This is a genomic window from Amycolatopsis stemonae (genome assembly GCF_054781455.1).
The window spans coordinates 104041-129089 of record NZ_BAAGUJ010000020.1; the positions used below are offsets into that span (position 1 = coordinate 104041).

General features: G+C 74.0%; 20 protein-coding genes. 12 read left to right on the top strand and 8 right to left on the bottom strand.

Annotated features, from left to right (window positions below; translation table 11 throughout):
- The first annotated feature begins 14 nt into the window (after window positions 1–14).
- The 10 genes from ACYVLJ_RS42775 (at window position 15) to ACYVLJ_RS42820 (ending at window position 13720) form a co-directional block, all read left to right on the top strand.
- Complete coding sequence (locus tag ACYVLJ_RS42775) at window positions 15–269, top strand: phosphopantetheine-binding protein (RefSeq protein ID WP_451983816.1); 255 nt, start codon at window positions 15–17, stop codon at window positions 267–269.
- Window positions 263–1504, top strand: a complete 1242-nt coding sequence (locus ACYVLJ_RS42780; RefSeq protein ID WP_451983818.1) for a beta-ketoacyl-[acyl-carrier-protein] synthase family protein — start codon at window positions 263–265, stop codon at window positions 1502–1504. Before ACYVLJ_RS42775 ends, ACYVLJ_RS42780 begins: the two co-directional genes overlap by 7 nt.
- A 41-nt stretch (window positions 1505–1545) precedes the next feature.
- Entirely contained in the window at window positions 1546–2625 is a 1080-nt protein-coding gene (locus ACYVLJ_RS42785; protein WP_451983820.1) for a beta-ketoacyl synthase N-terminal-like domain-containing protein, read from the top strand.
- The gene (locus ACYVLJ_RS42790; RefSeq protein ID WP_460442989.1) at window positions 2622–3023 is read left to right on the top strand and encodes a 3-hydroxyacyl-ACP dehydratase FabZ family protein; all 402 of its coding nucleotides are present in this window, start codon (window positions 2622–2624) and stop codon (window positions 3021–3023) included. Before ACYVLJ_RS42785 ends, ACYVLJ_RS42790 begins: the two co-directional genes overlap by 4 nt.
- Window positions 3020–3508, top strand: coding sequence for a 3-hydroxyacyl-ACP dehydratase FabZ family protein (locus ACYVLJ_RS42795; RefSeq protein WP_460442990.1), 489 nt, complete (start codon window positions 3020–3022; stop codon window positions 3506–3508). The genes ACYVLJ_RS42790 and ACYVLJ_RS42795 overlap by 4 nt, the downstream gene beginning before the upstream one ends.
- Window positions 3505–4257, top strand: coding sequence for a Rossmann-fold NAD(P)-binding domain-containing protein (gene fabG / locus ACYVLJ_RS42800; protein WP_460442991.1), 753 nt, complete (start codon window positions 3505–3507; stop codon window positions 4255–4257). Before ACYVLJ_RS42795 ends, fabG begins: the two co-directional genes overlap by 4 nt.
- Before the next feature lie 18 nt (window positions 4258–4275).
- Window positions 4276–5007 carry a 2-hydroxychromene-2-carboxylate isomerase gene (locus tag ACYVLJ_RS42805; protein WP_460442992.1) on the top strand — a complete coding sequence of 244 codons (732 nt, stop codon included), beginning with the start codon at window positions 4276–4278 and terminating at the stop codon, window positions 5005–5007.
- Between the two features lie 313 nt (window positions 5008–5320).
- The gene (locus ACYVLJ_RS42810; protein WP_460442993.1) at window positions 5321–8164 is read left to right on the top strand and encodes a helix-turn-helix transcriptional regulator; all 2844 of its coding nucleotides are present in this window, start codon (window positions 5321–5323) and stop codon (window positions 8162–8164) included.
- A 37-nt stretch (window positions 8165–8201) separates the two neighbouring features.
- The gene (locus tag ACYVLJ_RS42815; RefSeq protein WP_460442994.1) at window positions 8202–10985 is read left to right on the top strand and encodes an ATP-binding protein; all 2784 of its coding nucleotides are present in this window, start codon (window positions 8202–8204) and stop codon (window positions 10983–10985) included.
- Complete coding sequence (locus tag ACYVLJ_RS42820) at window positions 10979–13720, top strand: ATP-binding protein (protein ID WP_460442995.1); 2742 nt, start codon at window positions 10979–10981, stop codon at window positions 13718–13720. Before ACYVLJ_RS42815 ends, ACYVLJ_RS42820 begins: the two co-directional genes overlap by 7 nt.
- A gap of 4 nt (window positions 13721–13724) precedes the next feature.
- Here the strand turns inward: ACYVLJ_RS42820 and ACYVLJ_RS42825 are convergent, their stop codons facing one another.
- From ACYVLJ_RS42825 to ACYVLJ_RS42855, 7 genes are all read right to left on the bottom strand, one after another.
- Window positions 13725–14987: a fatty acid desaturase family protein gene (locus tag ACYVLJ_RS42825; protein ID WP_460442996.1), complete on the bottom strand. Its 1263-nt coding sequence runs from the start codon at window positions 14985–14987 to the stop codon at window positions 13725–13727.
- Window positions 14988–15003: 16 nt separating this feature from the next.
- Entirely contained in the window at window positions 15004–16101 is a 1098-nt protein-coding gene (locus tag ACYVLJ_RS42830; RefSeq protein ID WP_451983838.1) for a ferredoxin reductase, read from the bottom strand.
- Between the two features lie 96 nt (window positions 16102–16197).
- Window positions 16198–17763, bottom strand: a complete 1566-nt coding sequence (locus ACYVLJ_RS42835) for a hypothetical protein (protein ID WP_460442997.1) — start codon at window positions 17761–17763, stop codon at window positions 16198–16200.
- 2 nt (window positions 17764–17765) lie between these two features.
- A complete protein-coding gene (locus ACYVLJ_RS42840; RefSeq protein WP_451983842.1) occupies window positions 17766–19739 on the bottom strand; it encodes a hypothetical protein in 1974 nt (657 codons plus the stop codon).
- Between the two features lie 73 nt (window positions 19740–19812).
- A complete protein-coding gene (locus tag ACYVLJ_RS42845; RefSeq protein WP_460442998.1) occupies window positions 19813–21450 on the bottom strand; it encodes a beta-1,3-glucanase family protein in 1638 nt (545 codons plus the stop codon).
- 140 nt (window positions 21451–21590) lie between these two features.
- Complete coding sequence (locus ACYVLJ_RS42850; RefSeq protein ID WP_460442999.1) at window positions 21591–22223, bottom strand: sugar phosphate isomerase family; 633 nt, start codon at window positions 22221–22223, stop codon at window positions 21591–21593.
- A 1-nt stretch (window position 22224) separates the two neighbouring features.
- Window positions 22225–22995 carry a CoA transferase subunit A gene (locus tag ACYVLJ_RS42855; protein ID WP_460443000.1) on the bottom strand — a complete coding sequence of 257 codons (771 nt, stop codon included), beginning with the start codon at window positions 22993–22995 and terminating at the stop codon, window positions 22225–22227.
- Between the two features lie 105 nt (window positions 22996–23100).
- On the opposite strand from ACYVLJ_RS42855, the gene ACYVLJ_RS42860 reads away from it, so the two are divergent.
- Complete coding sequence (locus ACYVLJ_RS42860) at window positions 23101–23868, top strand: IclR family transcriptional regulator (protein ID WP_451983850.1); 768 nt, start codon at window positions 23101–23103, stop codon at window positions 23866–23868.
- Here ACYVLJ_RS42860 and ACYVLJ_RS42865 read toward each other — a convergent pair.
- Window positions 23849–24538, bottom strand: coding sequence for an IclR family transcriptional regulator (locus ACYVLJ_RS42865; RefSeq protein ID WP_451983852.1), 690 nt, complete (start codon window positions 24536–24538; stop codon window positions 23849–23851). The genes ACYVLJ_RS42860 and ACYVLJ_RS42865 overlap by 20 nt on opposite strands.
- Before the next feature lie 105 nt (window positions 24539–24643).
- Between ACYVLJ_RS42865 and ACYVLJ_RS42870 the strand changes: the two genes are divergently transcribed.
- Window positions 24644–25033, top strand: a complete 390-nt coding sequence (locus ACYVLJ_RS42870; protein WP_460443001.1) for a nuclear transport factor 2 family protein — start codon at window positions 24644–24646, stop codon at window positions 25031–25033.
- Window positions 25034–25049 lie beyond the last annotated feature (16 nt).

Below are 25049 nucleotides of genomic sequence, written 5' to 3' on the forward strand. Positions count from 1 at the left end.
AAGGAAGAACGAAGATGACCAGCACCGAAACCGCCTCCCGCACCGCCCGCATCAAGGAGATCGTCTGCGACGTCCTCGAGATCGACGAGGACGAGATGACGCCGACCAGCCTCTTCGTCGACGACCACGGCGCCGACTCGCTCCTGGCGATCGAGATCCTGGCGCTGCTGGAGAAGGAGTTCAAGGTGACCATCGAGCAGGCCGAGCTGCCGCGCATGGTCAACCTGACCGCCGTGCACGAAGTGGTCGCGGAGAGCGCGGGATGGTGACGGCCCACCGGGTGGTGCTCACCGGGCTCGGCGCGCTGTCGAGCATCGGCCAGGGCGCGGAAGAGTTCGCGGCGGGCCTGCGGGCCGGGCGCAGCGGCGCGCGCGACATCACCGGGTTCGACACCACCGGGTTCGACCACTCCCGCGGCTGCGAGGTGCGCGGCTTCGAACCCCGCGACTGGATCCGGAACCTGCCCGTCGAGTCGCTGGGCCGGGCGAGCCGGTTCGCGGTGGCGGCGGCCCGGATGGCGATCGACGACGCCGGCGTCGCGCACGACTGGCTGCGGTCGCGCCGGGGGATGGTCGCGATCGGGACCACCGACGGCGAGTCGAACGTGCTCGACGAGCTCGCCGCGGCCGGGATCGACGGCGGCCGGGAAGCACTGGCCCCGAGCGAGGTCCGGCGGGTGCCGCCGACCCGGCTGTCCACGGCGATCGCCCGCGAACTGGGGCTGGGCGACGTCGAGGCGACCACGATCGCGACCGCGTGCTCGGCGGGCAACTACGCGCTCGGCTACGGCTTCGACGCGGTGAAGGCGGGGGAGGTGGACTTCGCGCTGTGCGGGGGAGCGGACGCGGTCTGCCGCAAGACCTTCGCCGGGTTCTACCGGCTGGGGACGATAGCGCCGGACAACTGCCGGCCGTTCGACATCGGCCGCAAGGGCATCCTCACCGGTGAGGGTGCCGGTGTGCTCCTGCTGGAGACGCTGGAGTCCGCGCTCGCGCGCGGCGCGCGGATCCACGCGGAGGTACTGGGGTACGGACTGAACTGCGACGCCTACCACCAGGTGGCGCCGAACCAGGACGGCGTGGCGAACTGCATGCGGCTGGCCCTGGCCGACGCCGGGCTCGACCCGGCCCAGGTCGACCTCGTCTCGGCGCACGGGACGGGCACGAAAGCCAACGACGTCACCGAGTGCGGCGCGATCCACGACGTGTTCGGGGCCGACGTGCCGCGCACGGTGTCGCTGAAGTCGATGCTCGGCCACACCATGGGGGCGGCCAGCGCGCTCGCCGCGATCGCCGGCGCGCTGGCGATCCGGGAAGGCTTCGTGTTCCCGACCATCAACCACGTCGAGACCGACCCGGAGTGCGCGGTCGACTGCGTGCCCAACCACGCCGTCGAAGCCGAGATCGACGTGGTGCAGAACAACGGGATGGCGTTCGGCGGCAACAACGCGAGCGTCGTCCTCGGCCGCTACCCGGCACTGGCGGGCTCGGGCCGGGCCGCCTGACGCGGGCGGTGGGACCAGACGACGCACTGAGGAGTGAGCAGATGAGCGCAACGGCGAGCGGGGCGGTGATCACCGCGTGGTCGGCGGTGTCGCCCTTCGGGATCGACCGCAAGCATTTCCTGGACGGGCTCCGCTCCGGCGAGCCCGCCCGCCGGGCCGCACTGGCCGAAGACGGGGTGCCCGGCGAGCGCGGCCACGTCGTCCCGGACTTCGACATCCGGGAGGTGCTGGGCCGCAAGGGAACCCGCGCGATGGACCGGGTGACGGCGCTGGCCGTGACCGCGGTGGGGCAGGTCTTCGAAACCGGGCCCGCGGCCGGGCCGGGGACCGCGCCCGAGGGCACCGGGCTGGTGCTCGCCACGAGCGGGAGCACGCAGAGCATGATGGACTTCACGCGTTCGTCGCTGCTCGGCGACAAGCCCTACCACGTCGACCCGGCGCGCATGCCCAACACGGTGATGAACTGCGCCGCGGGCCGCTGCGCGATCTGGTACGGGCTGAACGGGCCCAACGTCACCCTCGCCAGCGGCCGGGGTTCGGGCCTGTCGGCGTTCCGCTACGCGACCCGGCTGCTCGCCCGCGGGCGGGCGAGCACCGTGCTGGTGGGCGGGGCGGAGGAGTACTCCGCCGACCGGGCGTGGCTCGACTTCCACAGCCGTGAAGGCGATCCGGCGGCCCGGCCGCTGGGGGAGGGCGCCTGCATGGTGCTGCTGGAGCCGGCCGGAGCCGTGACCGAGGGCCGGCCACAGGCCGAGACGCTCGCGATCACCTCACGGGTCTTCCCGGCCGACGACCTGCGCGAGGCGTCGCGGGAGTGCGTGCTCGCCGCGTTGCGCGAATCCGGCGTCGAGGCGGGGGAGGTCGACGTGGTCGTGCCCTCCGGGCTGTCCGGCCGGTTCGGTGCGCAGGAGAGCGAGGTCCTCGACGCGCTCTTGGCGGGGGCCCGCCGACTCGACCTCGGCGCCCTGATCGGGGACCTCGGTGCCGCGTCGGCGTGCTTCGGGGTGGCGGCGGCGCTCGGCCAGGCCGAGACCGGCGCGCGGCTGGCCGTCGTGACGTCGGCCGACCCGGACGGAACGGTCGCCTGCGGGGTCTTCCGGCTGCCGGGTGACGGGCGTTGACGGCGCCGGCGAGCCCGGTCCGGGGCACGGTCGAAGTGCTCGAGACCGGGGCTCCGGCGGGCGGTGACGGCTGGCACGCGAAGGCCCGGTTCGGGGTCCGCGAGATCGAACCGGTCTTCGCGGGCCACTACCCGGGGTTACCGCTCTTCCCGGGGGTGTGCCTGGTGGAGTGCGTGCACCAGGGCGCGGTCGCGTCCCCGCCGCCCGGCACCGGAGCCCTGCGGCTGGCCGAGCTGGGCTCCGCCCGGTTCGTCGCGGCCGTGGTGCCGGGTGACGTGCTCGACCTGGCGCTGGACTGGCGGCGCGAGGACGGCGGCTGGCGGGTCTCGGCCCGGATCGGCACCGCGCGGGGGCGCGCGGCGACGGTCCGGCTGCACTACACGGAGGACCCGGCGTGATCGGCGGGGCGGGCGTGCGGGAGCTGCTGCCGCACCGGTACCCGATCCTGCTGGTGGACCGGGTCCTGGAACTGGAACCGGGGGTGCGCGCGGTCACCGCCAAGGCCGTGACGGCGAACGAACCGTGGTACGCGACGGTCGGCGAGGACGCCGGCGAGGAGCAACTGGCCTATCCCGACGTGCTGCTCGTCGAGTCGTTCGCGCAGTCGGCCGGCGTGCTCGGCGTCACCGGCGGCGCGTCGGGGGCCGGGCGGGTGACGCTGATCGGCTCGGTGTCCGGGGTTCGCTTCCACCGCAAGGTGTTCCCCGGTGATCTGGTCGAGCACCGGCTGAGCGTGGTCCGCGTGTTCGAAGACAGCGCGATCGTCGCGGGGGAGAGCACGGCGGGCGGGCGCCCGGTGCTCAGCGTCGAGCGCATGGTGCTGGCGTTCCGGCCCGAAGCGGACCTGGACGTCTTCGAGGAAAACGGGACAGGAGAGACATGACTGGGGACCGAGAACAGCCGAAGGTGGCGTTGGTCAGCGGCGGGTCGCGGGGCATCGGCGCGGCCGTGGTCCGGCGGCTCGCCGAGGACGGCTGGGACGTCGGGTTCTGCTACCGCTCGGACGAGCAGGCGGCGACCGAGGTCGAGAAGCTGGCCGGGGAGTCCGGCGTGCGCGTGCTCGGGGTGCGGGTGGACGTCACCCGCCCGGCCGAGGTGCGCGACTGGCTCGACCGGGTCGAGGGCGAGCTGGGGCCGGTCGGGGCCGTGGTCACCTCGGCCGGGATCACCCGGGACCAGCCGCTGGCGCTGATGTCCGACGACCAGTGGAACGACGTCCTGCACACGAATCTCGACGGCGTTTACCACGTGTGCCGGCCGGCGATCTTCGCGATGATGAAACGGCGCGCGGGCTGCGTCGTGAACCTGTCGTCGGTTTCCGGGGTGTACGGGAATCCGGCGCAGACGAACTATTCGGCCGCCAAGGCCGGGATCATCGGGTTCACCCGCGCGCTGGCCAAGGAGGTCGGCCGGTACGGCATCCGGGCGAACGCCGTGGCGCCGGGGATCATCGACACCGAGATGACGCGCGCGATGACGACGGCCGCGCGCGAGAAGATGCTGAAGGCCATTCCGCTGCGGCGGTTCGGAACGGCGGCCGAGGTGGCCGACCTGGTTTCGTTCCTCGCCTCGCCGCGCGCGGCCTACGTCACCGGATCCGTTTTCCAGATAGACGGCGGAATAACCGTCTGACGACACAGGAGGTAGTTCATGGCGCGCCGGAACGCGCAACCGCGCTGGTATTTCTCCCTGCGGAGCCCGTATTCGTGGTTCTGTTACCGGGAACTGGCCGAAACCGAGCCCGAAGTGCTCGACGAGGCGGAATGGATCCCGGTGTGGGAACCCGACGCGGTCTCCGCGCGGGCGCTCGCCGAGCGCGGGGTCGAGCTGCCGGTGATGCCGATGTCACGGGCCAAGAACTTCTACATCCTCCAGGACACGCGGCGCCTGGCGAAGGAGCGGGGCCTGACGATGGTCTGGCCGGTCGACCGCGAACCGGTCTGGGAGGTCGCCCACCTGGCCTACCTCGCGGCGACCGACGAGGGCATGGGCCGCGCGTTCCTCGACCGCGTCACGGCGGCGCGCTGGGAACGCGGGGAGAACATCTCCGACCCGGCCGTGATCGGCGCGGTCGCCGCGGAGCTCGGGCTGGACCCGGCCCGCTACGCCGCGGCGAAGGACGACGGCGAACTGCGCCGGCGCGGGGAGGACATCCTGTCCCGGGTGTCCGACGACGGCGTCTTCGGCGTGCCGATGTTCGTCCTGGGCCGGGAAAAGTTCTGGGGGACCGACCGCCTGGGCCGGTTCCTGGACGCTTGGCGGGCCCGCGCCGCCAAGGCCGCCGCCGCCGCGGATCCCGGCCCGGATCCCGACGAGCGGCGGGAGTTCGCCGAGCTGACCAGGGCCGTCTCGGATGGCGGGCACGCGGGCGGCTGCGGCTGACCACGGAACGGGAATCGGACAACGGGGTCCGTGCCCCGTTCAGTGGATTACGCCCGAGTAGGCGGCGTTTTTCCGGTCGGGTGACCAAAAAGTGAAAGACGAAAGAATTTCAAATACGTTTCCTGCCCGTCCGGGACAGGGTTCTTGCCCCCGGTTACCCGGCTTCCCCTGATTCGCCTGTGCTGCCCCTTGTCCGCGCGACGGCCTTGTGATTTCTTGGACTTCGATCACGGACTGTCGCAGCGGGCCCACCCAGAGGCGCGGAATCCTCCGCGCCCTGGTGGGCCCGCGCAGCGGAAACGGTAGGTGGCACTTGGCTTCCCGGACCCCGTTCCCCCCACCGCCGGCCAGGCTGGTCGGCCGCCGCCGGGAGCTGGCCCGCTTCGCGGCCGGCCGGCGGCAGGCCGCCGACGGCCGGGGCCACGCACTGCTCGTGCGCGGCCCGGCGGGGATCGGCAAAACCAGTCTCGTCGCGGCGGCGCTCCACGAGACGGCGGCGGCCCTGCCCGCGGCGGGCCGGATCCTGACGGCCGCGGCCTCGCGGCAGGGCGCGAACACCGCCTACGGGGTCGTCCGGGAACTGTTCGAGCCCCTGGGGTTGGACGGCGAAGCGGGCGAGTCCCTGTTGCGGGGCAGCGCCCGGTTCGCCCGGCACGCGCTGACCACGGACGCCGCCGCGGAACCGCCCGCGGTGGGCTCCTACGCGGTGCAGCACGGGCTGTACTGGCTGGCCGCGACGCTCGCGACGCCGGGCCCGCTGGTGCTCGCCGTCGACGACGTGCAGTGGTGCGACGAGAGTTCGCTGCGCTGGCTGGAGTTCCTCGTGCGCCGCGCGCCGGACCTCCCGCTGCTCGTGGTGCTCGCGCAGCGGAGCGGGACGGCGGCCACCGCCGACGGGACCCTGGCCGAGATCGAGGGCGCGCACGACACGCGGACCCTCGACCTGGGCCCGCTGCCGCTCGACGCGGTGGCCGAGCTGATCCCGGAACCGCTGGCCACACCGGACGGCCTGTTCGCGCGGACGTGCCTCGAAGAGACCGGCGGGAACCCGTTGCTGCTGCGGCGGATGCTCGGCGAGCTGACCCGGGCGCGGTCGGACGACGAGCGCGTCTCGCTGTCCTCACTCGCCGGCTCGGGCCGCGCCGTGCTGGCGACCTCGACGCTCGACCGGCTCTCGGCGCCCACCCGGGCCGTCGCCATGGCCGTCGCGGTGCTCGGGAACGACGAACCGGGCCTGCTCGCGAAGCTGGCGGAGGTACCCGGCGCCGTCGTCTCGGCCGCGCTGGAAACGTTGTGGGCGCACGAGATCCTGCGCGACGGCACCCGCGACTTCGTGCACGAGCTGGTCCGGGCCGCGATCCTCGACGCCGGGGGTGCCGGCGAGCCGGCCCGGTGGCACCGCCGGGCCGCCCGGCTGCTCAGCGACGCGGGCCGGCCCGCCGAAGACGTGGCCGGGCACCTGCTCCTGCTGCCGGAGATCGACGAGTGGTGGATGGCCGGCATCCTGCGCGAGGCGGCGAAGTCCGCCACCGGCCGCGGCGCGCCGGGCACCGCGGCGCGGTACCTGCGGCGGGCACAGGCGTTCCAGCCCGACGACGTCGGCCTGCTGCTGGAGCTGGCGACCGCGCTGGCGCCCGCCGAGCCGATCGCCGCGTTCGAGCTGCTGGAGCGGGCCCGCGGGCTGGCCGCGGACGTGCGGGAAGAGGCGCGCATCGCCGTCCGGCTGGGCATGGTCGCCCTCGCCGTGCAGCGCGCGCCGGAAGCCGTGGCCGTGCTGCGCGAAGTGACCGGGCAGCTGGACGAGCGGCTCGGCGAGCCGCGGTCGGTCGCCGACGCCGGGCTGCGCACGATGACCGAGTCGATGCTGCTGATCACCGGCCTCGACGAAAAGGCCACGGTGCCGGCCGCGTTCGCCCGCGTCCGCGCCCAGGACCCGCCGGCCGGCGACGACCCGGCCGAATGCCAGCTGCTCGGCATGCGGGCGGCGGCGCACGCGCTGGAAGGCGGTTCCGCGGTGGCGGCGGCCGCGGAGGCGAGCCGGGCGCTGCGCGTCGACCCGGTCGGGCTGGGTGGCTGGGCGGCGCTGGGCGCCGGTCTCGCGCTCCAGCTCGCCGACGAGCTGAAGCCCGCGCAGGACGCGCTGGGCCGGCTGATCGAGCACGCGAGCGGCGCCGGGGACGCCTGGACGTACTGCCTCGCGCAGTGCACGAGGGCGATGTTCTGGCACTGGGCGGGCGATCTGACCGAAGCCGGGGCGGACGCGCAGGTCAGCTACGACCTGGCCCACCAGGAGTCCTGGGGCAAGACCGCGACCATGCCGCAGATCGCGCTGGCGACGGTGCTGGCCCCGCGCGGCGACGGCGCCCTCGCCGAGACCCTGCTCGACGGCATCACCCGCCCGCGGCTCGACCACTTCGCGCTGGAGTACCACTGGTACCTGATGGCGCGGGCGATGGCACGGGCCGCGCTCGGCGACCGGGAAGGCGCCCTGCGGTACCTGCGCACGTGCGGGGAAAGCCTGGCGGGAGCGGGCATGGCGAACCCGGTGTTCGCGCCGTGGTGGCTGGAAGGCGCCTGCCTGCTCGCCGAAGACGGCCGGCTGGACGAAGGCCGCGAGCTGGCCGGGCACGGCCAGGCGCTCGCCACGCGCTGGGGCACGCCCCGCGCCGTGGGCATGGGCCTGCTCGCGGCCGGCGTCACGACCCGGGGCGACGAGGGCGTCGACCTGCTCGCCGAAGCGGTGCGGACCCTCGACGGCGGACCCGGCCTGCGGGAACACCAGCGCGCCGAATACCTGCTGGGCCGGGCCTTGCTCGCCCGCGACGACCGGAAGGGCGCGCGGGAGCACCTGCGGCGGGCCGTCGACGGGTGCACCCGCACCGGCGACCGGCTCCTGCTCGACGCCGCGCGGGCCGCATTGCTCGAAGCCGGGGGCCGGCCCAGAGCCGCGAGCGGTTCGGCCCTCGACACCCTGACCGGCAGCGAACGGCGTGTGGCCGAGCTGGCGGCGGGCGGCGACGGCAACCGCGCCATCGCCGAAGCCTTGTTCGTCACCGTCCGGACGGTGGAGATGCACCTGACGAGCGTCTACCGGAAGCTCAACGTGGGCGGGCGGGCCGATCTCGCCGCCGCGCTGACCCGGCGGGAGGCGGGATGAGCGCCGACGTCCGTCCGATGTGGACCGTGGCAGGGGGATGACCGTGCTCGCGGGAACCGCCGGAGCGGAGCTGCTCGCCGAACGGACGAGCGAAACCGCCCTGCTCACCAGCCTGCTCACCGAGCTCGAACGGGGGAAGTCGGGGATCGCGGTCGTCACCGGCCTGCCCGGCACCGGCCGCACCAGCCTGCTCGCGCAGCTGGCGGCCCGCGGTGCCGACCGGGAAGTGCAGGTGCTCAGCGCGCGCGGCTCGCTGACCGAGTCGGCGCTGCGCTTCGGCGTCGTCTCCCAGCTGGCTTCGGCGTTGCCCGACCGGAAGGTGGCCCACGCGCTGGGCGAGCTGCTCGCCACCGGCGCGCCCGGCGACCCCGGTTCCCCGGAGCTGTGGCACCCGTTCGTCGAGGCGGCCCGGCGGCGGCCGGTGCTGCTCCTGCTCGACGACGCGCACCTGATGGACGACTGCTCCAAGGCGTGGCTCGGCGCGTTGCTGCGGCGGCTGTGGCAGGTGCCGCTGCTGGTGGTGATCACCGGCGCGGGCGTCGTGCTGCCCTTCTTCGACCAGGAGACCGCCGAACCGTGGCAGCTGTCCGGGCTGAACTGGCACGCGACCCACGTCGTCCGGCTGCGCCCGCTCAGCCGGTCCGGGGTGGCCGAGGTCGTCCGCGCCCACGGCACCGGGCTCGGCGAGGACTTCGTCACCGACCTGCACGCGGCCACCGGCGGCAACCCCGCGCTCGTCCGCGTGGTGCTCGACCACTGCCGGACCGAACCCGAACCGGGCGCGCGGCCGGACCGGCTGGCCGCGGACGCGCGCCGCGAGCAGATGCTCGGCCTGCTCGGCCGGCTGCCCGACGACCTGCGCCGGCTGCTGCGCGCGTTCGTCGTCGCGGGCCACGTGCTCACCCCGGACCAGCTCGGCCCGCTGGCCGGCCGCCAGACGCTGGCCCCCGCGCGGGCGTGGCGGGTGCTCGTCGGCGTCGGGCTCGTGCCGGGCCGCGGCCGCTGCGCCGACCCGGGCATCGCGACCTGGGTCCTGGCGGGGATGACCCGCGCGGAACGGGCCGAGCTGTACGGCGCCGCCGCCGAGCTCGCGCACCGCTGCGCCCTGCCGGAGGAGGACGTCGCCCGGCTGCTGCTCGGCGCCGGGCCGGTGGGCACGCGCTGGGCCCTCGACGCGTTGCTCGCGGCGGCGCGCTCGGCCGCCGGCCAGGTCGGCGAGGCGGCCCCGTACTACCGCCGCGCCCTGCGCGAGCCCCTGTCCGACACCACCCGCGCCCAGCTGACCCTGGAACTGGCCGCGGCCGACGGCGCGGCCCCGCACACCGGCGAAGTGCGGCTCGCCCGGGCGGCCCTGACCACGACGACCGACCGGCTGCTGTGCGAACGCCTGGCCGCGGCGGACCTGCTCGTCACGCGCTGCGCCCCCGACCGGGCCGCCGACCTGCTCACCGGGCTCGCGCCCGGGACCGCGGAGCCCGACCAGGGCACCCGCGCCGCGCTCCACTGGCTCGCCACCGACTCGCCGGACGGCGCGCCCGCGCTCGGCATCCCGGCGTCGGCCTACGCCGAAGACCGCCTCGACCCCGACCGCGCGGGCGCCGCCGCCTGGCTCACCGCGACCCGGGGCACGGACCCGCGGCGCGCGCGGAAACTGGCCCGGGTGGCGGTTTCGCCGGGCCGGGACGGCACCCGGCTGTACGCGCCGAGGATCGCGGCGGCCTGGACGCTGATGGCCACCGACGACCCCCTCGAAGCCGCGGAAGCACTGGACGGCGTGCTCGCCGACGCGCGCCGTCGCGGCTCACGGGCCGCGGCCGCGCTGGCGTTGCTCACCCGCGGCCGGCTGAGCCTGCGGCGCGGGCGCGTCCCGGCCGCCGAAGCCGACGCCGAAGCCGCGGTCGAGGGCTACCCGCTCACCCGCTGGCCGCCGCCGATGGCCCGGGCGTTGCTGGGCTTGAAGATCCTGCTCGGCCTGGCCGCCGGCGACCGGGACGCGGCGGAACGCGCGGCGGCGAGCACGACGCGCGGAACGGTCGCGCACCGCGGGCGGCACCACCTCGACACGCAGCTGCTGTTCGCCCGCGGCCTGCTCGACTGGACCGGGCAGCGCCCGCAGGCCGCCCTGCACCACTTCCAGGAGTGCGGCCGGATCCTGCTGAGCCGCGGCTGGGTCAACCCGGCGCTGCTGCCCTGGCGGTCCCTCGCCGGCGTCGTCCAGCGCGACCTCGGCCACCCGGAAGCCGCGGAAGGACTCGTCACGGCGGAGTGGGAACTGGCCAGGGCGTGGGGAACGCGGACCGCGACCGGGCTGACGCACCTGTTCGCGGGCATCGCCCTGCCCGCCGGCAGCGCGTCGTTCCGGCTCACCCGCGCGGTCGAGGCGCTGCGGGAGTCGCCGGAGCGGATCTGGTACGTCCACGCGGTGTTGCGGCTCGCCGAGGCGCAGCTCGACACCGGCCAGGCCGCCGGGGTGTCCGGCCTGGTGCGCGAAGCCGGGCGGCTGGCCAAGGCCTACCGCCTCGAAGGCGCGTCGGCGCGGGTCCGCGAGCTGACGGCCCGGCTGGCCGCGCAGCCGCGTCCGGCGGGCTCGGCCCAGCGCGCGGGCCGCAAGCGGCAGGCCCTGTCGGCGACCTCGGCGCAGGTCGTGGACATGGTCGTGCAGGGCCTGCCGAACGCGGAGATCGCGCGGCGGCTGGCGGTCGGCAAGCGCGCGGTCGAGGTGCGGCTCACCCGCATCTACCGGCACTTCGGCGTCACCGGGCGCGCCGAGCTGCGGGAGTTGTTCGTGCTGGAGGACGGGGAGTTCGGGACGCCATGCTGATCGAGCGCGACGCCGAGCTGGCGGTGCTGGCCGACCTCCTGGAGGCCGGCGGCCGGGGCGCGGGTTCGCTGGCGGTGATCGGCGGGCGGCTCGGCTGCGGCCGGTCGGCGCTGCTGCACGCCACGGCGGGGCTCGCGGCCGACCGCGGGACGCGGGTGCTGCGCGCGTCCGCCGCGCCGACGGAACGGCAGTTCCCGCACGGGGTGGCGCGGCAGCTGCTGGAGCCGCTGGTGGCCGAGGGCCGGGACCTGCCCGCGGAGCTGAGCCTGGTCAGCCCGCCGGGGGCGGCGGAGCTGGAGGCGGGCCGCCACGCGTTGCTGCACCGGTTGTGGGTGCTGGTCGCCGAAGTCGCCGCGGACCGGCCGGTGGCGCTGCTGGTGGACGACCTGCAGTGGGCCGACGCCGAATCGCTGGGCTGGCTGGCCCACCTCGTCAACCGGCTGCGGGCGATGCCGCTGGTCGTCGTGGCCAGTGTGCTCGACGGCGACGCCGGCGCGGATCGTCCGGTGGTCGGCGACCTGGTGCGCGCGGCGGCCGCGGTCCTGCAGCCGGGGCCGTTGACCCGAGAGGGCACGCGCGCGTTCCTCGAGCGGCATTGCGGCGAGCCGGCGGGCGAACGGCTCGCCGCGGCGTGCCGGGAGGTGACCGGTGGCAGCCCGATGTTCCTGGCCGCGCTGGCGGACGCGATGCTCGCCGACGACCTCGGCCCGGGCGACGGGCAGCTGGCCGAGGTGCTGGCATTGCGGCCGACCGGGCCGTCCCACCACATCGCCCGGTGCCTGCGGGCCCAGCCGCCGCGGGTCGCGGAGCTGGCGCGGGCGATGACGTCGTTCGGCGACGCCCGGGACACCGCCGCGCTCGGGCGGCTCAGCGGGCTCGACCCGGCGGACCTCGAGGAGGCCACGGGAGCGTTGCGGCGCCTGGGTTTGCTCGCGTCCGACGGGGTGCGCTTCGCCGGGGTCCGGATCGCCGAAGCCGTGGCGGGCACGATGACCGTGCCCGAGCAGGACGAGCTGCGGTTGCGCGCGGCCGAGGTGCTCTACACCGACGGCGCGCCGCTGGAGCGGATCGCCCGCGAGCTGCTCGCGACGACGGCCGAGCCGGCGCCGTGGGGGACCGAGGTGCTGCGGGGCGCGGCCGCGGCCGCGGCGGACCGCGGCGAGGCCGAACAGGCGGCGCAGTACCTGCGGCATGCCTTGCTGTACACGGCATCGGAACGGGGAGTGCTGCTCGCCGACCTCGTCGCGGCCGAACGCGGCCGCGATCCCGGCGCCACCACCCGGCACCTCCAGCAAGCGCTTCCCCTGCTGCCGACGCCGGCCGAGCGGGCGGACCTGCTCTGCCGCGTCCCCGCCCTCGCGACCGCGCGCAGCCGCGAGGAGACCGACCTGCTGCGCGGCACGCTCGTCGAACTGACCGCGAACGGCGGCGAAGACGACCTGCGGGCGCGGCTGGAAGCCCGGCTTTGGCTGTACGGGCAGGACAACGCGAGCACGTTCACGGCGGCGGCCGACCGGCTGCGGCGTCTCGGTCCCGACCCGGCCCCGGCGGGCCCGGGGCAGCGTGAACTGGTGGTCGCGCTCCTGCACGCGGCGACACAGGCGGAGGCGGTCCCGCGGCGGGCGGCGGCCGAGTTCGCCCACCGGGTCCTCGACCGCGAACCCGGCGGCCCGGCCCAGATGTACACGGTGCTGCCGCTGGTGACCGCGGTGCTGGTGGCGGCCGACGCCACCGAGGGCCTGGAGTCCTGGTTGTCGGCGGCGGCCGAGCCGGGGCCGGGCGAGCCCGGGCTGGCGGCCCTGCTGGCCTGGGTGAACCAGGCCAAGCTGTGGGCCGCGACGGGCGGCCCGGTCCGGGCCCGCGACCGCGCGCTCGAAGCACTCGGCCACGCGGCGCCGGACTGGTCGGCGGTGGTCACCGACTGCGTGGTCCTGCTGGCGCGCTTGGCGATCGAGCTGGGCGACGACGAGCTGGCGCTGCGCGCGCGGCAGGCCGCGGGCAGCGCTCGGCTGGCGCCGTGGGAGCTGTCGATGGTCCACGGCGCGGTGGCGGTGACGGCGGGCGACCTGCCGACGGCCCTCGAGTACGTCGAGGACTACGGCCGTCAGGTCAGCCGCGCCGGCCGCACCAACCCGGCGTGGTACCCGTGGCGCCTGCTGGCCGCGTCCCTGCACGGCCGCGCGGGCCGCCGGGCACCCGCGGCCGAGCTGGTGGAGCAGGAGTACGAGCACGCCCGGCGCTGGGGCGCCCCGGCCGCGGTCGGCCGCGCGCTGCGGGCCCGCGCGGCGTTGGTCGCGGGCGCCGCGGGCGTCCGCCTGCTGCACGAGTCGGTGGCGGCGCTGGCGACGTCCGGGAACCGCCTGGAGCTGGCGAAGTCCCTGATCGCGCTGGGCCGCCGCCCGGGCGTCCCGGACGCGGAGGACCACCTCCGCCGCGGCCGCCGTCTCCGGTTGCTGTGCGACCTGCCGGAACCCGCGCCGGGGGAGGGCGTTTCACCGCGCACCTTCGCCGGCGACCCGGCCTTGACGACGACCGAGCAGCGCATCGTGGAGCTGGTCGCCCGCGGCGGCCGCAACCGCGACATCGCGGCCGAGCTGGGCGTCACGATCCGCGCCGTCGAGAAGCACCTGACGAGCGCGTACCGCAAGCTGCGCATCAAGGGCCGCGCCGAGCTGGTGATGGGCACGGCCTCGGCACCCGAGCACCACGACCTGGCCGACCCCCGCGCGGGCTGACCCCTCAAGCGGCGAGCCGGGCCTCGTCCCCTTCGTACGGCCCGGGCTTCGGCCGGACCTTCCCACCGGGGAACGCCAGCCGCAGGATCGTGCGGTGCACCGTGCCCAGCTGGCGGGAAAACGGCCCGGTGTTGTACGGCAGTCCGTACCGGTGGCAGATCTCCCGCACCTGCGGGGCGATCTCCGCGTAGCGGCTGCTCGGCATGTCCGGGAACAGGTGGTGCTCCACCTGGTAGCCGAGGTTGCCGCTCATCAGGTGGAACAGCGGCGACCCGGTGATGTTCGCCGCGCCGACGAGCTGGCGGACGTACCAGCCACCGCGGGTTTCGTCGCGGACCTCCTCCTGGCTGAACGTGTACGTCTGGTCGGGGAAGTGGCCGCAGAAGATGATCGAGTGCGCCCAGAGGTTGCGGATGATGTTCGCGGTGAAGTCGGCCCAGAACGTCGCGGCGAACGCGCTGCCGCCTTCCGACCGGGCCGCGGCGAGGCGGGCCCGGATCGCGCCCTTGCGACGCCGGCCACGGGCCCGGTCCGCCGCGACGCGCAGCCGGGAGCGCGGCTCGGGGTCGACGAGGCGGGCGACGGCGAGCTGCGCGAGGGCGCTCACCAGCGGCCAGCCGACGTAGTCCTTGAGGATCTGGTCGCGGGCCTTGCCCGAGATGCCCTTGATGTCGTGCCAGACGTCCTTCCACGGCTTCTCGCCGGCGCGGATCGCCTCGACGTCCATGTCGTGCACCGCGACGCCCCACTCGAAGAACGCCATCAGCAGCAGGTTGTACGCCGGCTGCAGCAGGTACGCCGGGTGCCACTTCTGGTGCGGGTCGATCCGCATGATCTCGTAGCCGAGGTCCTTGTCCTTGCCGCGGATGTTCGTGTACGTGTGGTGGATGAAGTTGTGCGAGTGCTTCCACGCGGCCGCCGTCGACGCGGTGTCCCAGTCCCATGTGGACGAATGGATGTACGGGTCGTTCATCCAGTCCCACTGACCGTGCAGCACGTTGTGCCCGATCTCCATGTTCTCCAGGATCTTGGCGACGGCCAGGCAGCCGGTGCCCGCCGTCCAGGCCACTTTGGACCGTGAGCCGAGCAGCAGCGCCCGGCCGGCCACCGCGATCTGCCGGTGCAGCCGGATCACGCCCTTGATGTAGCGGCGGTCGCGGTCGCCCAGGTCGGCGCGCACGTGGTCGTGGATGGCGTCGAACTCGCGGGCGAGTTCGGCGAGCTGGTCGTCGGTCAGGTGGGCGAACGGGTGCGTGACCGGGGTCATGGGTTCCTTTCTCCGCTCAGAGTTCGACCGTGACGCGCCCTTCGGCGCCGTGCACGCAGGTGCGCACGATCTCGTTGTGCTTCTCGCTGACGGCGTTGGTCCGCAGGTCGCGGATCCGGCCTTCCCGGATCGGCAGCACGCAGGTGTGGCAGACGCCGACCCGGCAGCCGAAGGGCATGTCGACGCCGGCGTTCTCCCCGGCGACGAGGATCGGCGTGCCGGGCGGGCAGTCCGCGTCGAGGTTGCGGTGCGCGAACCGCACGGTGCCGCCGGCCCCCTCGGCGCCTTCCCCGCCGACGATCGGCTGAAACCGTTCGTGGTGCAGCCGGTCGAGGTCGCCGTGGCTCTTCCAATGCGCTTGCAGTGCGTCGAGGAGCTCGCCGGGACCGCACGCGTAGGTTTCCCGCTCGCGCCAGTCCGGGCACAGGCGGTCCAGGTCGGCGGGGGTGAACCGGCCGTCCCGGCTCGTGATGCGCAGTTCGAGGCGGAACCCGTCGTGCTGCTTCTCGAGGGCCGCCAGCTCGTCGCCGAACGTGACGCCGTCCGCCTCCCGCGCGGAATGCACGTGGACGACGTCGCGCAGGCCGGGGCCCGGCGCGAGGTGCCGCAGCATGCTCATCACCGGGGTGATCCCGCTGCCCGCGGTGACGAACAGCAGGCCGCGGTCGAGCCGGTCCGGCAGCGTGAAGGCCCCTTCGACCTCACCGAGCCGCACGACCTCACCGGGCCGCACGCGCTCGGCCAGGAACGGCGAGACGACCCCGCCGTCGACCTTCTTGGGGGTGACCGAAATCAGCCCGTCCGCCCGGTCCGGGCTCGACGTCAGCGAGTACGCGCGCCAGTGGTGGACGCCGTCGATGACGACGCCCAGCCGCACGTACTGGCCGGGCCGGTGCCCGACCCAGTCGAAGCCCGGCCGGATCAGGACGGTGGCCGCCCCGCCCCGCTCGGGCACGACGCGCTCGACGCGCCCGCGCAGCTCCCGGGTCGACCAGAGCGGGTTGATCAGTTCGAGGTAGTCGTCCGGTCGCAGCGGCGTGAACAGCCATCGCAGCGCGCGCAGGGCGCGTCGTCGCAGCGGCGACGCCGGGGGACGCATTCCTACTTCGGCCATGCCTATTGAGTGTACAGCCGTGCACTCAACTCGCAGCGCGAGGCCGCCGCGCTGCTACCCGGACTTCTCCAGGATCCGAGTACGGCTGCCTCCGGGTCAGGAGTACGTCCAGTGGCCGAGCCAGGATTCGCGCCACGCCACGGTCAGCTCGCTCACCCCGTCCACGCCGGACCGGTCCACGTGCGCCTTCCACGCCTCCTCCAGCGACGCGCACAGCTTGGACGCGGGCAGTTCGGCGCCGCCCGAGGCGAACCCGGCCAGCACCGCCTTGGGCACGGCCAGCTTCGCCTTGCCCCGGACCACCGACTGCTCGGTGGCCCGGCAGATCAGGTACTCCACGGTGGCGAGGTCGCCCGCCGACGCCCCGGTTTCGCCCACCTCGGGCGCGACCTGGGCCAGCGCGCGGTACAGGCAGTCCAGCGGTGCGGCGAGACCGCGGTGCTGGCGGGCGATCTCCCACGACACCCACACGGCCATGCAGTCGGGCATCTGGAACGGCCGGTAGGCGAACGCGGGCCCGGCGAACGTCTGGTAGCCGCCGGTCGGGTCCGGCGTGGCGGAGCCCGGGCCGTCGGGGTCGGGCGGCAGGCCGAGCCGCTTGAACAGCTCGCGCAGCAGCTTGTGCGGCCGGGCCGGGGTCGAGGACTCGCCGAGCAGCTTGCCGAGGATGCGGTTCAGCCGGTCGGCGGCCACGCCGTGGATCGAAAGCTGCAGGTGGACGAACGCGACGTCCGAGAGCGTGGTGCCCGCGCAGCCGACCACGCCGACCTGGGGGTAGCGCTGCAGGAACGAGACGATCGCGTGCGTGGAGCCGATCCGCGCCGGCCCGACGAAGGTCACCGGCAGGCAGGTGCCGATGCGCTGGCGGGACCGGAGGTCGCCGTTGTACAGCGGCGAGAACTCGCCGTCGGCGTGGTAGACCTCGAACCAGTTCCCCTGCCGGTGACCCGGGCGCGTGTCGGCGAGCCAGAAGCTGTACCCGTGCTTCTCGCACAGCTCCCGGAACCGGTCGGCCAGCTCGAACCGCGCGGCCGCGGAGACGTCCCGCAGCGCGATCGCGAACCGGACGGCCAGCGACGCGCACGGCGGCGCGACCTCCTTGCGGGTGCGCAGGTCGTGGTTGCGGGTCTTCACGATCGTCGGCAGCTGGGCCGGGCACTGCAGCGAAAGCAGCGGTGCGTCGATCAGCGCGGCCGCGGCGTCGGAGATCTCCCGCAGCAGGTCGCGCACGGCCAGGCCGTGCCATTCGCAGACCTCGCGCGCCGCCGGGTCGACCGCGATCAGGCCTTCGAAGGTCTGCGCGGACTCGTAGATGAACGTCGGGTTGGGCGAGGTCGTCTGGTGGAAGACCCAGCCGCCCGCGTTCTCCTCGGGGCGTTCCGCCGGCTGCGGGCCGCCGGGGCGCCGGACCACCTCCGTGCCGTCCGGGGGCTTGCGGGTGCGGGTGCCGATGACGACGCCGGCGCCGTTGGTGGCCGAGCACAGCGTCTCGAGGAAGACCGCGTTGTCGGCGTCCGCGTCGACGAGGTCGCGCAGGTAGCCGTGGCGCGCCATCGCGTGGTGCACCTCGAAGTCCACTGTGGTCACCGGCTGCCGCGCGATCTCGAACCCGGCCCTGGCCAGGTCGGCCACGTTCCGCACGGAGATCCGCTGGCCGCGCATCTTCACCACCCCCCGGACGAGTCGAACCGGACGTCGGCGTCCAGTGGCCTGCGGCGGTCCCGGCCGCCGGTGCCGGCCCAGCGCGGCACGCCGATGCGGGACAGCGGGATCGCCGACTCCCGCCACGACGCCTGGCCGAGCAGCACGAGCGCGGCGAGCACCGGCAGTCCGACCGCGATCGTGAGCGTGACCTGCACGACCTCGCCGCTGGTCTTCGTCGCGACGGCGGCGGCGAACGCGGCGACGGCCGCGATGCTCAGCTGGACCAGCGCCTGCGGCAGCGTGCCGAGGTAGCCGAGCACCGTCCGCCGCGGCGGCAGCGACAGGCGGCTGTAGAGGAACCCGGGCAACAGCAGCAGCATCGTGATCACGGACTGGCCGTCGCCGATGTGGTCGAGCGCCTCGGTGGCGGCCCGGCCGTAGGGCCACGGGCTGCCCACCAGCATCCAGCCGAGCACGAACGAGACCGCCGCGACGGCCAGCGCGTAGAACGTCACGTTGAGCGGCCCGGACTTCGTGGAGTCCTTGAGCACGAGCGTCGCGCGCACGCGGACGTGGTCGCCGCGCGGGTCGCGGCCGCCGGAGCGGCGCCAGTACGCCCGGGCCTCGTTGTCGGCGATCCCGGTGACCAGCACCAGGTCCTGGCCGAACTCGCGGTCGGTCAGCTCCCGCGCGGCCTCGCGGAGGTTGGCGGAGGTGAACTCCGGGTGCCGCCGCAGCGAGTTGTCGAGCTCGTTGCTGCCGGTCCGGACCGCTTCGCCGGTCGTGGCCGCGGCGGCGAGCCGGTGGCACGCCGGCAGGCTGCGCGGGGCCAGCTCGACGCCCGACTGGCCGGCTTCCCACTTGCGGCGGCGCAGCAGGTCCGCCAGCCGGCGCAGCACGGTCTGCGCCTGCAGCTCCAGGATCTTGTGCCGGGCGCCGTCGGCCTCCTGCAGCGGGGCGGCGTCCTGCCGCTCGGCCAGCGAGACGAGGTCCTCGGCCAGGCCTTCGACCTGGTGCTGGTCGGCGTCCGTGGACAAATACATCCGGGAGATCTCGGCCTCCGGCGCGGTCCGGGCCACCAGGTGGTAGGACTTCAGCGTCGCCGGGATCATGGTTTCGTAGCCCACGACGTAGCCGCGCCGGCTGGAGGCCAGCCGCCGCCACTGCTCCTTCGCGACGGGCTGCCGCGCGTCGACGTGCAACGGGGTCTCGTAGCTGAGCCGGTGTTCCTCGACCGAGTCGTCCAGGGCCACCACCAGCATGTAGTCGCGGACCGCGACGTTCAGCAGGTACGCGTATTCGACCAGCAGGTCGGCACAGCCGGAGAGGATGTCCAGGGCCAGTTCGCGGCATTGCCTGCCGTAGCCGGCGACCGTGCCGCCGGCCGGCGCGAGCGTGAACTCTTCCTCCGGGTGGTTCCGCTCGGTGAGCAGGGTCAGCAGTGCCTGCTGGATGAGCCAGCGCGGTTCGTGCACCTGGAACAGGAAGGTGTTCAGCTCGTGCTTGGCGGTCTGCGCGTTCTCGTCGCCGGCCAGGATCCCGCGCAGCAGCCGGTAGAGCCCGGCGGCGACCAGCCGGGACGCCTCGTGCTGGGTGAGCCGCGGCAGTTTCTGGCCGGCGCTGTCGAAGACGTCGATGGGCGAGACGTCCCGCCGCGGCAACCGCGCGAGCGGCACCCACAGGGAGCGTTGCCGCGCCGGCCTCGACGCGGCCCGCTCGCCGTGCTCCTGGCCGATGAGGTCCTGCAACTGGGCCGTCGCCTGGCGCTGGCCCTCGTCGAGGAGCTTGAGGCTGACGTCGACTTCGGTGCTGCGCCGCGCGGTCCCGTGCTCGACGACGGTCAGCCGCTCGGTCAGCCGGCGCACGTGGTTGAGCCGCAACGAGGTGTCCAGGAGCGCCAGCCCGACGGCGGCGCCCTGCCGGGACAGCCGCGGCGGGGCGCCGGGGATGGGAATGGTTTCGATCGCGTGCCGGAGACTGTCGATGCCGTCCACCCCACTGAGAGTAGGAGGCGGCACGGCGGGAGACGAGCGGTTCGCGAATTCCGGCTGCCCGTCTCCCCGCGCCCTACCGGGTGAAGGTGAACCAGTTGATGTTGACGAAGTCCGCCGAACCGCCCGAGAACGTCAGGTAGAGGTCGTGGACGCCGGTCGCCGAGCTGACGATGTTCGCCGGGACCGTCTGCCACGTCTGCCAGCCGCCGTTGTTGGCGAAGTCGATCTCGGCGAGGACCGGGCCGGACTGGCTGTCCACCCGGGCCCGGATCGCGCCGCTGACGCCCGCGGCCGCGCCCGAGGCGAGCCGGGCGACGAACTGGAGCGGTGAGCTCGAGCCGAAGTCGACGGCCGAGTACTTCAGCCAGTCGCCGTTGGCGATCCAGCCGACGTCGACGCCGCCACCGGTGTCACTGCACGCCTCGGTCTGGACACCGTTCTGCGCGCTGAAGGACTCCGCCTGGATCGTCGAGTACGCGCTCACCCCGCCCCCGGTGGGCGGCGGCGTGGTGCCGCCCGCGCCCGGGCCCAGCGAGACGGTCCACGACGTCGGTGCCGGGTCCTGGAGGTGCCCGTCGACCGGCTGCGAGTTGGTCGGGCCGACGTCGTCGTACGGGAAGGCGTAGCCGATCGACGCGTACTGGTGGACCAGTCGCGCGTAGTGGTTCGTGGTCGCGTCCTTGTAGTACTGCGAGGGGGTGACGCCGTCGGGCTGGTTGTTGCCGCCCGAGACCAGCAGGCTGCTGCGGTTGAGCGCGGCCGCGAGCCGGGCCGCGACCGCGCCGCGCGCGTCCGCCCCGGAGTTGTACAGCGGGCCGCTCGCGCAGCCGAAGATGTCCGCGGCGCTCGGCTTGGTGAACGGCACGCCGTTGGTGTTGAGGCCGCTGAACACCAGCGTGTCCCCGCTGACCGTGCCGGTGTAGGCGCCGATGCCGCCCTGCCCGTTGATCGTCAGCGGCGTGCTGCGGTAGTGGTCCCAGACGGCGTTGAGGTAGGTGGTCCAGTAGCCGCCGAAGTCCGTGGGGGAGTGGCTCGGGGCGAGCACCCGCACGACCTTGCCGGACGCGTCGGTGACGACCAGCCGGTCCCACGGCGCGCCGTCGGCGGTGTGCTGGGCGCGCAGGCCGTCGGCGATGGCACCGAGCGCGCCGTCCGGCAGCGGGCTGACCGACTGCGCGCCCGCCGCGCCCGTCGTGGCCATGGAGACCGGCAGGGCCACCATGTCGACGTAACTGATGTTCGCGTAGAGGTTGGCGCTGTTGTAGGTGAACTCGCAGAACGTCCAGTTCGTCTGCCAGTTCGGGTCCGAGCTGGTGAAGCCGGGCTGCACCAGGCCGGGACCGGGGTTGACGAAGAACTGGATCTTCTTGTCCACCGAGAACCACACCCGGCCGCCGATGACGTAGTCGGTCAGCGTCACGGTCTTCTGGGTGCCGGAGCCGGTCAACGGGATCGAGTAGTCGGGGATCGGCGTCACCGGCGACGACGGGTTCGCCAACGGCTGGAACCGGCCGTCGGCGGTGACGAACCCCGGCCGGCCCGAGCTGTCCGAGCCGCTGATGTACGCGTAGACCGTGCCGCTGCCCGAATTGTTCTTCAGCGTCAACGGCAGGGCCGCGGCGGCACGCGCTTTCGCGGTCGCGGACCACAGCGGCGTGCTCGCCACGGCGGCCGCCAAGCCCGCGGTGACGAAGGTACGTCTGGACAGCATGGGGCACCTCCTGGGGAAAGGCGGGGAAAACGCATCCCGCCGAACGGGGTGGCCGAACGGTAGGTACCCCTTGCCAGGTGGTCAATATCCCGCGTGCCCGCTCGGGCACGAACGTTCCTCGAAGGTGCCCTTTCGGCCGCTCAGGGGACGCGGATCCGGGGTCCGGTCTTGGTCTGGACCTCCTCGAAGCCGACCTCCGGCGCCAGCTCGACGAGCTCGAGACCGTCCGGGGTGACGTCGAGGACGCACAGGTCGGTGATGATCCGCTGGACCACCCCGCGGCCGGTGTAGGGCAGCGTGCACTCGTCGACGATCTTGTGGCTGCCGTCGCGCGCGACGTGCTCCATCAGCACGATGACCTTCTTCGCGCCGTGGACCAGATCCATCGCGCCGCCCATGCCCTTGACCATCTTGCCGGGGATCATCCAGTTCGCGATGTCGCCCGCCGCGGACACCTGCATGGCGCCGAGGATCGCCGCGTCGATCTTGCCGCCGCGGATCATGCCGAAGGAGAGCGTGGAGTCGAAGAACGACGCGCCCTTCCGGACCGTGACGGTCTCCTTGCCCGCGTTGATCAGGTCGGGGTCGACCTCGTCCTCGGCCGGGTAGGGGCCCACGCCGAGGATGCCGTTTTCCGACTGCAGCACCAGTTCGACGTCGTCCGGGACGTGGTTGGGCACGAGCGTCGGCAGGCCGATCCCGAGGTTGACGTAGTCGCCGTCACGCAGTTCGGCGGCGGCGCGGGCGGCCATCGCGGTGCGGTTCCAAGCCATGTCAGGCCCCCTCGTTCCCGGCGCGCACGGTGCGCTTTTCGATCGGTTTGTCCGCTGCCTGCCCGGGCGTCAGCGCGACCACGCGGTGCACGAACGCACCCGGCAGGTGGACGTGGTTCGGGTCGAGCTCGCCGGGCTCGACGAGGTGCTCGACCTCGGCGACGGTGACGCGGCCGGACATGGCGGCCGGCGGGTTGAAGTTGCGGGCCGCGTCCTTGAAGACGAGGTTGCCGTGCCGGTCGCCCTTCCAGGCGCGGACGAGCGCGAAGTCGGCGACGATCGCGTGCTCGAGGACGTACTCGCGGCCGTCGAAGCGCTGCTTCTGCTTGGCGGGGCTGGCTTTCACGACGGTTCCGGCGGAGTCGTACTTCCACGGCAGACCGCCGTCGGCGACCTGGGTGCCGACGCCGGTGGCGGTGAAGAACGCGGGGATGCCGGACCCGCCGGCCCGCAGCCGTTCGGCGAGCGTGCCCTGCGGCGTCAGCTCGACCTCCAGCTCGCCGGAGAGGTACTGGCGCGCGAACTCCTTGTTCTCGCCGACGTAGGAGGCGACGACGCGGCGGAGGCGCCCGGCGCCCAGCAGGATCCCGAGGCCCCAGCCGTCGACGCCGGCGTTGTTGGACACGACTTCGAGGTCGGCCGCGCCGGCGGCGAAGAGGGCGTCGATCAGGACGGCGGGGACCCCGCACATCCCGAACCCGCCGACGGAGAGGGTGGCGCCGTCGGGGATGTCGGCGATGGCCTCGGCGGCCGAGGCGAGCACTTTGTCCATGCCCGTGATCAGACGACGCGGTGTCCTTCGCGGTCAACCAGTGAACGCGTTCGACCAGCAGATTGTTCGTCCCGTGGTCGTGACCGGTGGGGTAGTGTTCACTGAGTGGACGCCCCCGCAGACCTCGTCGGCCGCACGCACCGGACGTTGCGCGCGGTCGCGGCCCACGAGCCCGGCGGCGCGACGACGACGGCCGTCGCGCGGGCGGCGGGCCTGCCCCGGCCGACCGTGCACCGGCTGCTGACGTCGCTGCAGGGCGCGGGCCTGGTGGAGCGGGAGCCGGCGACCGACCACTGGGTGCTGGGCCCGGAGCTGTACTTCCTCGGCGTCGCCGCGGCCCGGCGCTACGACGTCACGGAAGCGGCGTTGCCGGTGGTCCGGCGGCTCGCCCTGACGACCGGGGAGAGCGCGTTCTTCTCGGCGCGGCGCGGGGAGGAGACGATCTGCCTGATCCGCGAGGACGGCGCGTTCCCGATCCGCAGCCACGTCCTGTTCGAAGGCGCGCGCTTCCCGCTGGGCGTCGTCTCGGCCGGCATGGTCGTCCTCGCGCACCTGCCCGACCGGGAGGTCGACGACTACCTCGCCCGCGTGGACCTGCGTGCGGCGCACGGGCCGCAGCACGACGTCCGCGAGATCCGGCGGCACATCGCGGCGACCCGCAAGAACGGCTACGCGGTGAACCCCGGGCTCGTGGTCGAGGGCAGCTGGGGGCTCGCGGCGGCCGTCTTCGACCAGGCGGGGTCACCCCGCTGGGCGCTGACCCTGACCGGCGTCGAACACCGGTTCGGCGCCGGCCGGATCCCGCAGCTGGGCGCGCTGCTGCTGCAGGAGGCCCACGCGCTGTCGGAGAAGCTCAGCCGAGCAGGGCGCTGAGCCGCTGGGCGGCGGCCACGACCAGGCGGCCCAGCTCGTCCGGGTCCGGGGCTTCGAACAGCGACAGCCCGATGCTCGCCTCCGGGTGGTCGCGGCCGGTGCGGACCACGGCGGAGATGCCCGTGATGCCCGGCGCGATCTCGCCCTTCGACACCGCGAAGCCGCGCTCCCGCGCCCGCGTCACCTCCTCGCGTTCGCCGGGCAGCGGCGGCCCGGCCGCCAGGATGGCGAGGCCGGCCGAGCCGCGGCCGATCGGGTCGAGCTGACCCGAGCGGAACGCCACGTGGATCGCCGCCTGCCGGGGCTCGACGATCATCAGCATCCGGACCTGGTCCGCGTTCTCGCGCACCACGAGGTGCGCCGACGCCCGGGCCGAGTCGGTCAGCTCCTCCAGCACCGGCCGCGCGAGCGTCCGCAGGTCTTGCTCCACCGGCTCGGCGAGCCGGACGAGCCCGGTGCCCAGTGAGATGCGCTTGAACCGGTCGCGGCGGCAGAGGTAGTGCGCCTCGAGCGTCCGGACCAGCCGGTGCGCGACCGTGCGGTGCACGCCGATGCCGTCGGCGATCTCGGTCAGCGTCAGGCCCTGCGGGTGCTGGACCAGCAGCTCCAGCACCTGCAACCCGTGGTGCAGCGTCTTCGAAGTCCCGGACGCGGGCAGCGTCGATTCCACACGGCTCCCTTGACGAGGTGACAGGTGCGACCTACTGTCTCACACATATTCGCACACTGCGTGCGAATATAGCACGTTCAGACGGACGGGACAACGGAGGTTCCGATGCGGGTGGCGACCGAAGACGTCGTGGCCGTGCACCAGCTCTACGGCGCCCAGAGCCACGCCATCGACTCGGGCCGGGCCGCCGGCTGGGCCGCCACCTTCACCGCGGACGGCGAGTTCCGTTCGCCGACCTACCCCGAGCCGGCCGTCGGCGCCGCGGAGCTGACCGCGTTCGCCGAGCGCTTCCACTCGTCCGGGGAGAAGCTCAGGCACGTGGTCAGCACCGTCCACGTCCGGCCCGGCGACACCCCGGACACCCTGCGCGCCGACGCCTACCTGCAGATCGTCGCGAGCACGCACCTCGTGCGCCTGACCGTCCTCGAAGACGACCTGGTGCGCACGGCCGACGGCTGGCGCGTGCGGCGGCGCACCGTCCACCGCGACTCCTGACCCACCACGAAAGAGG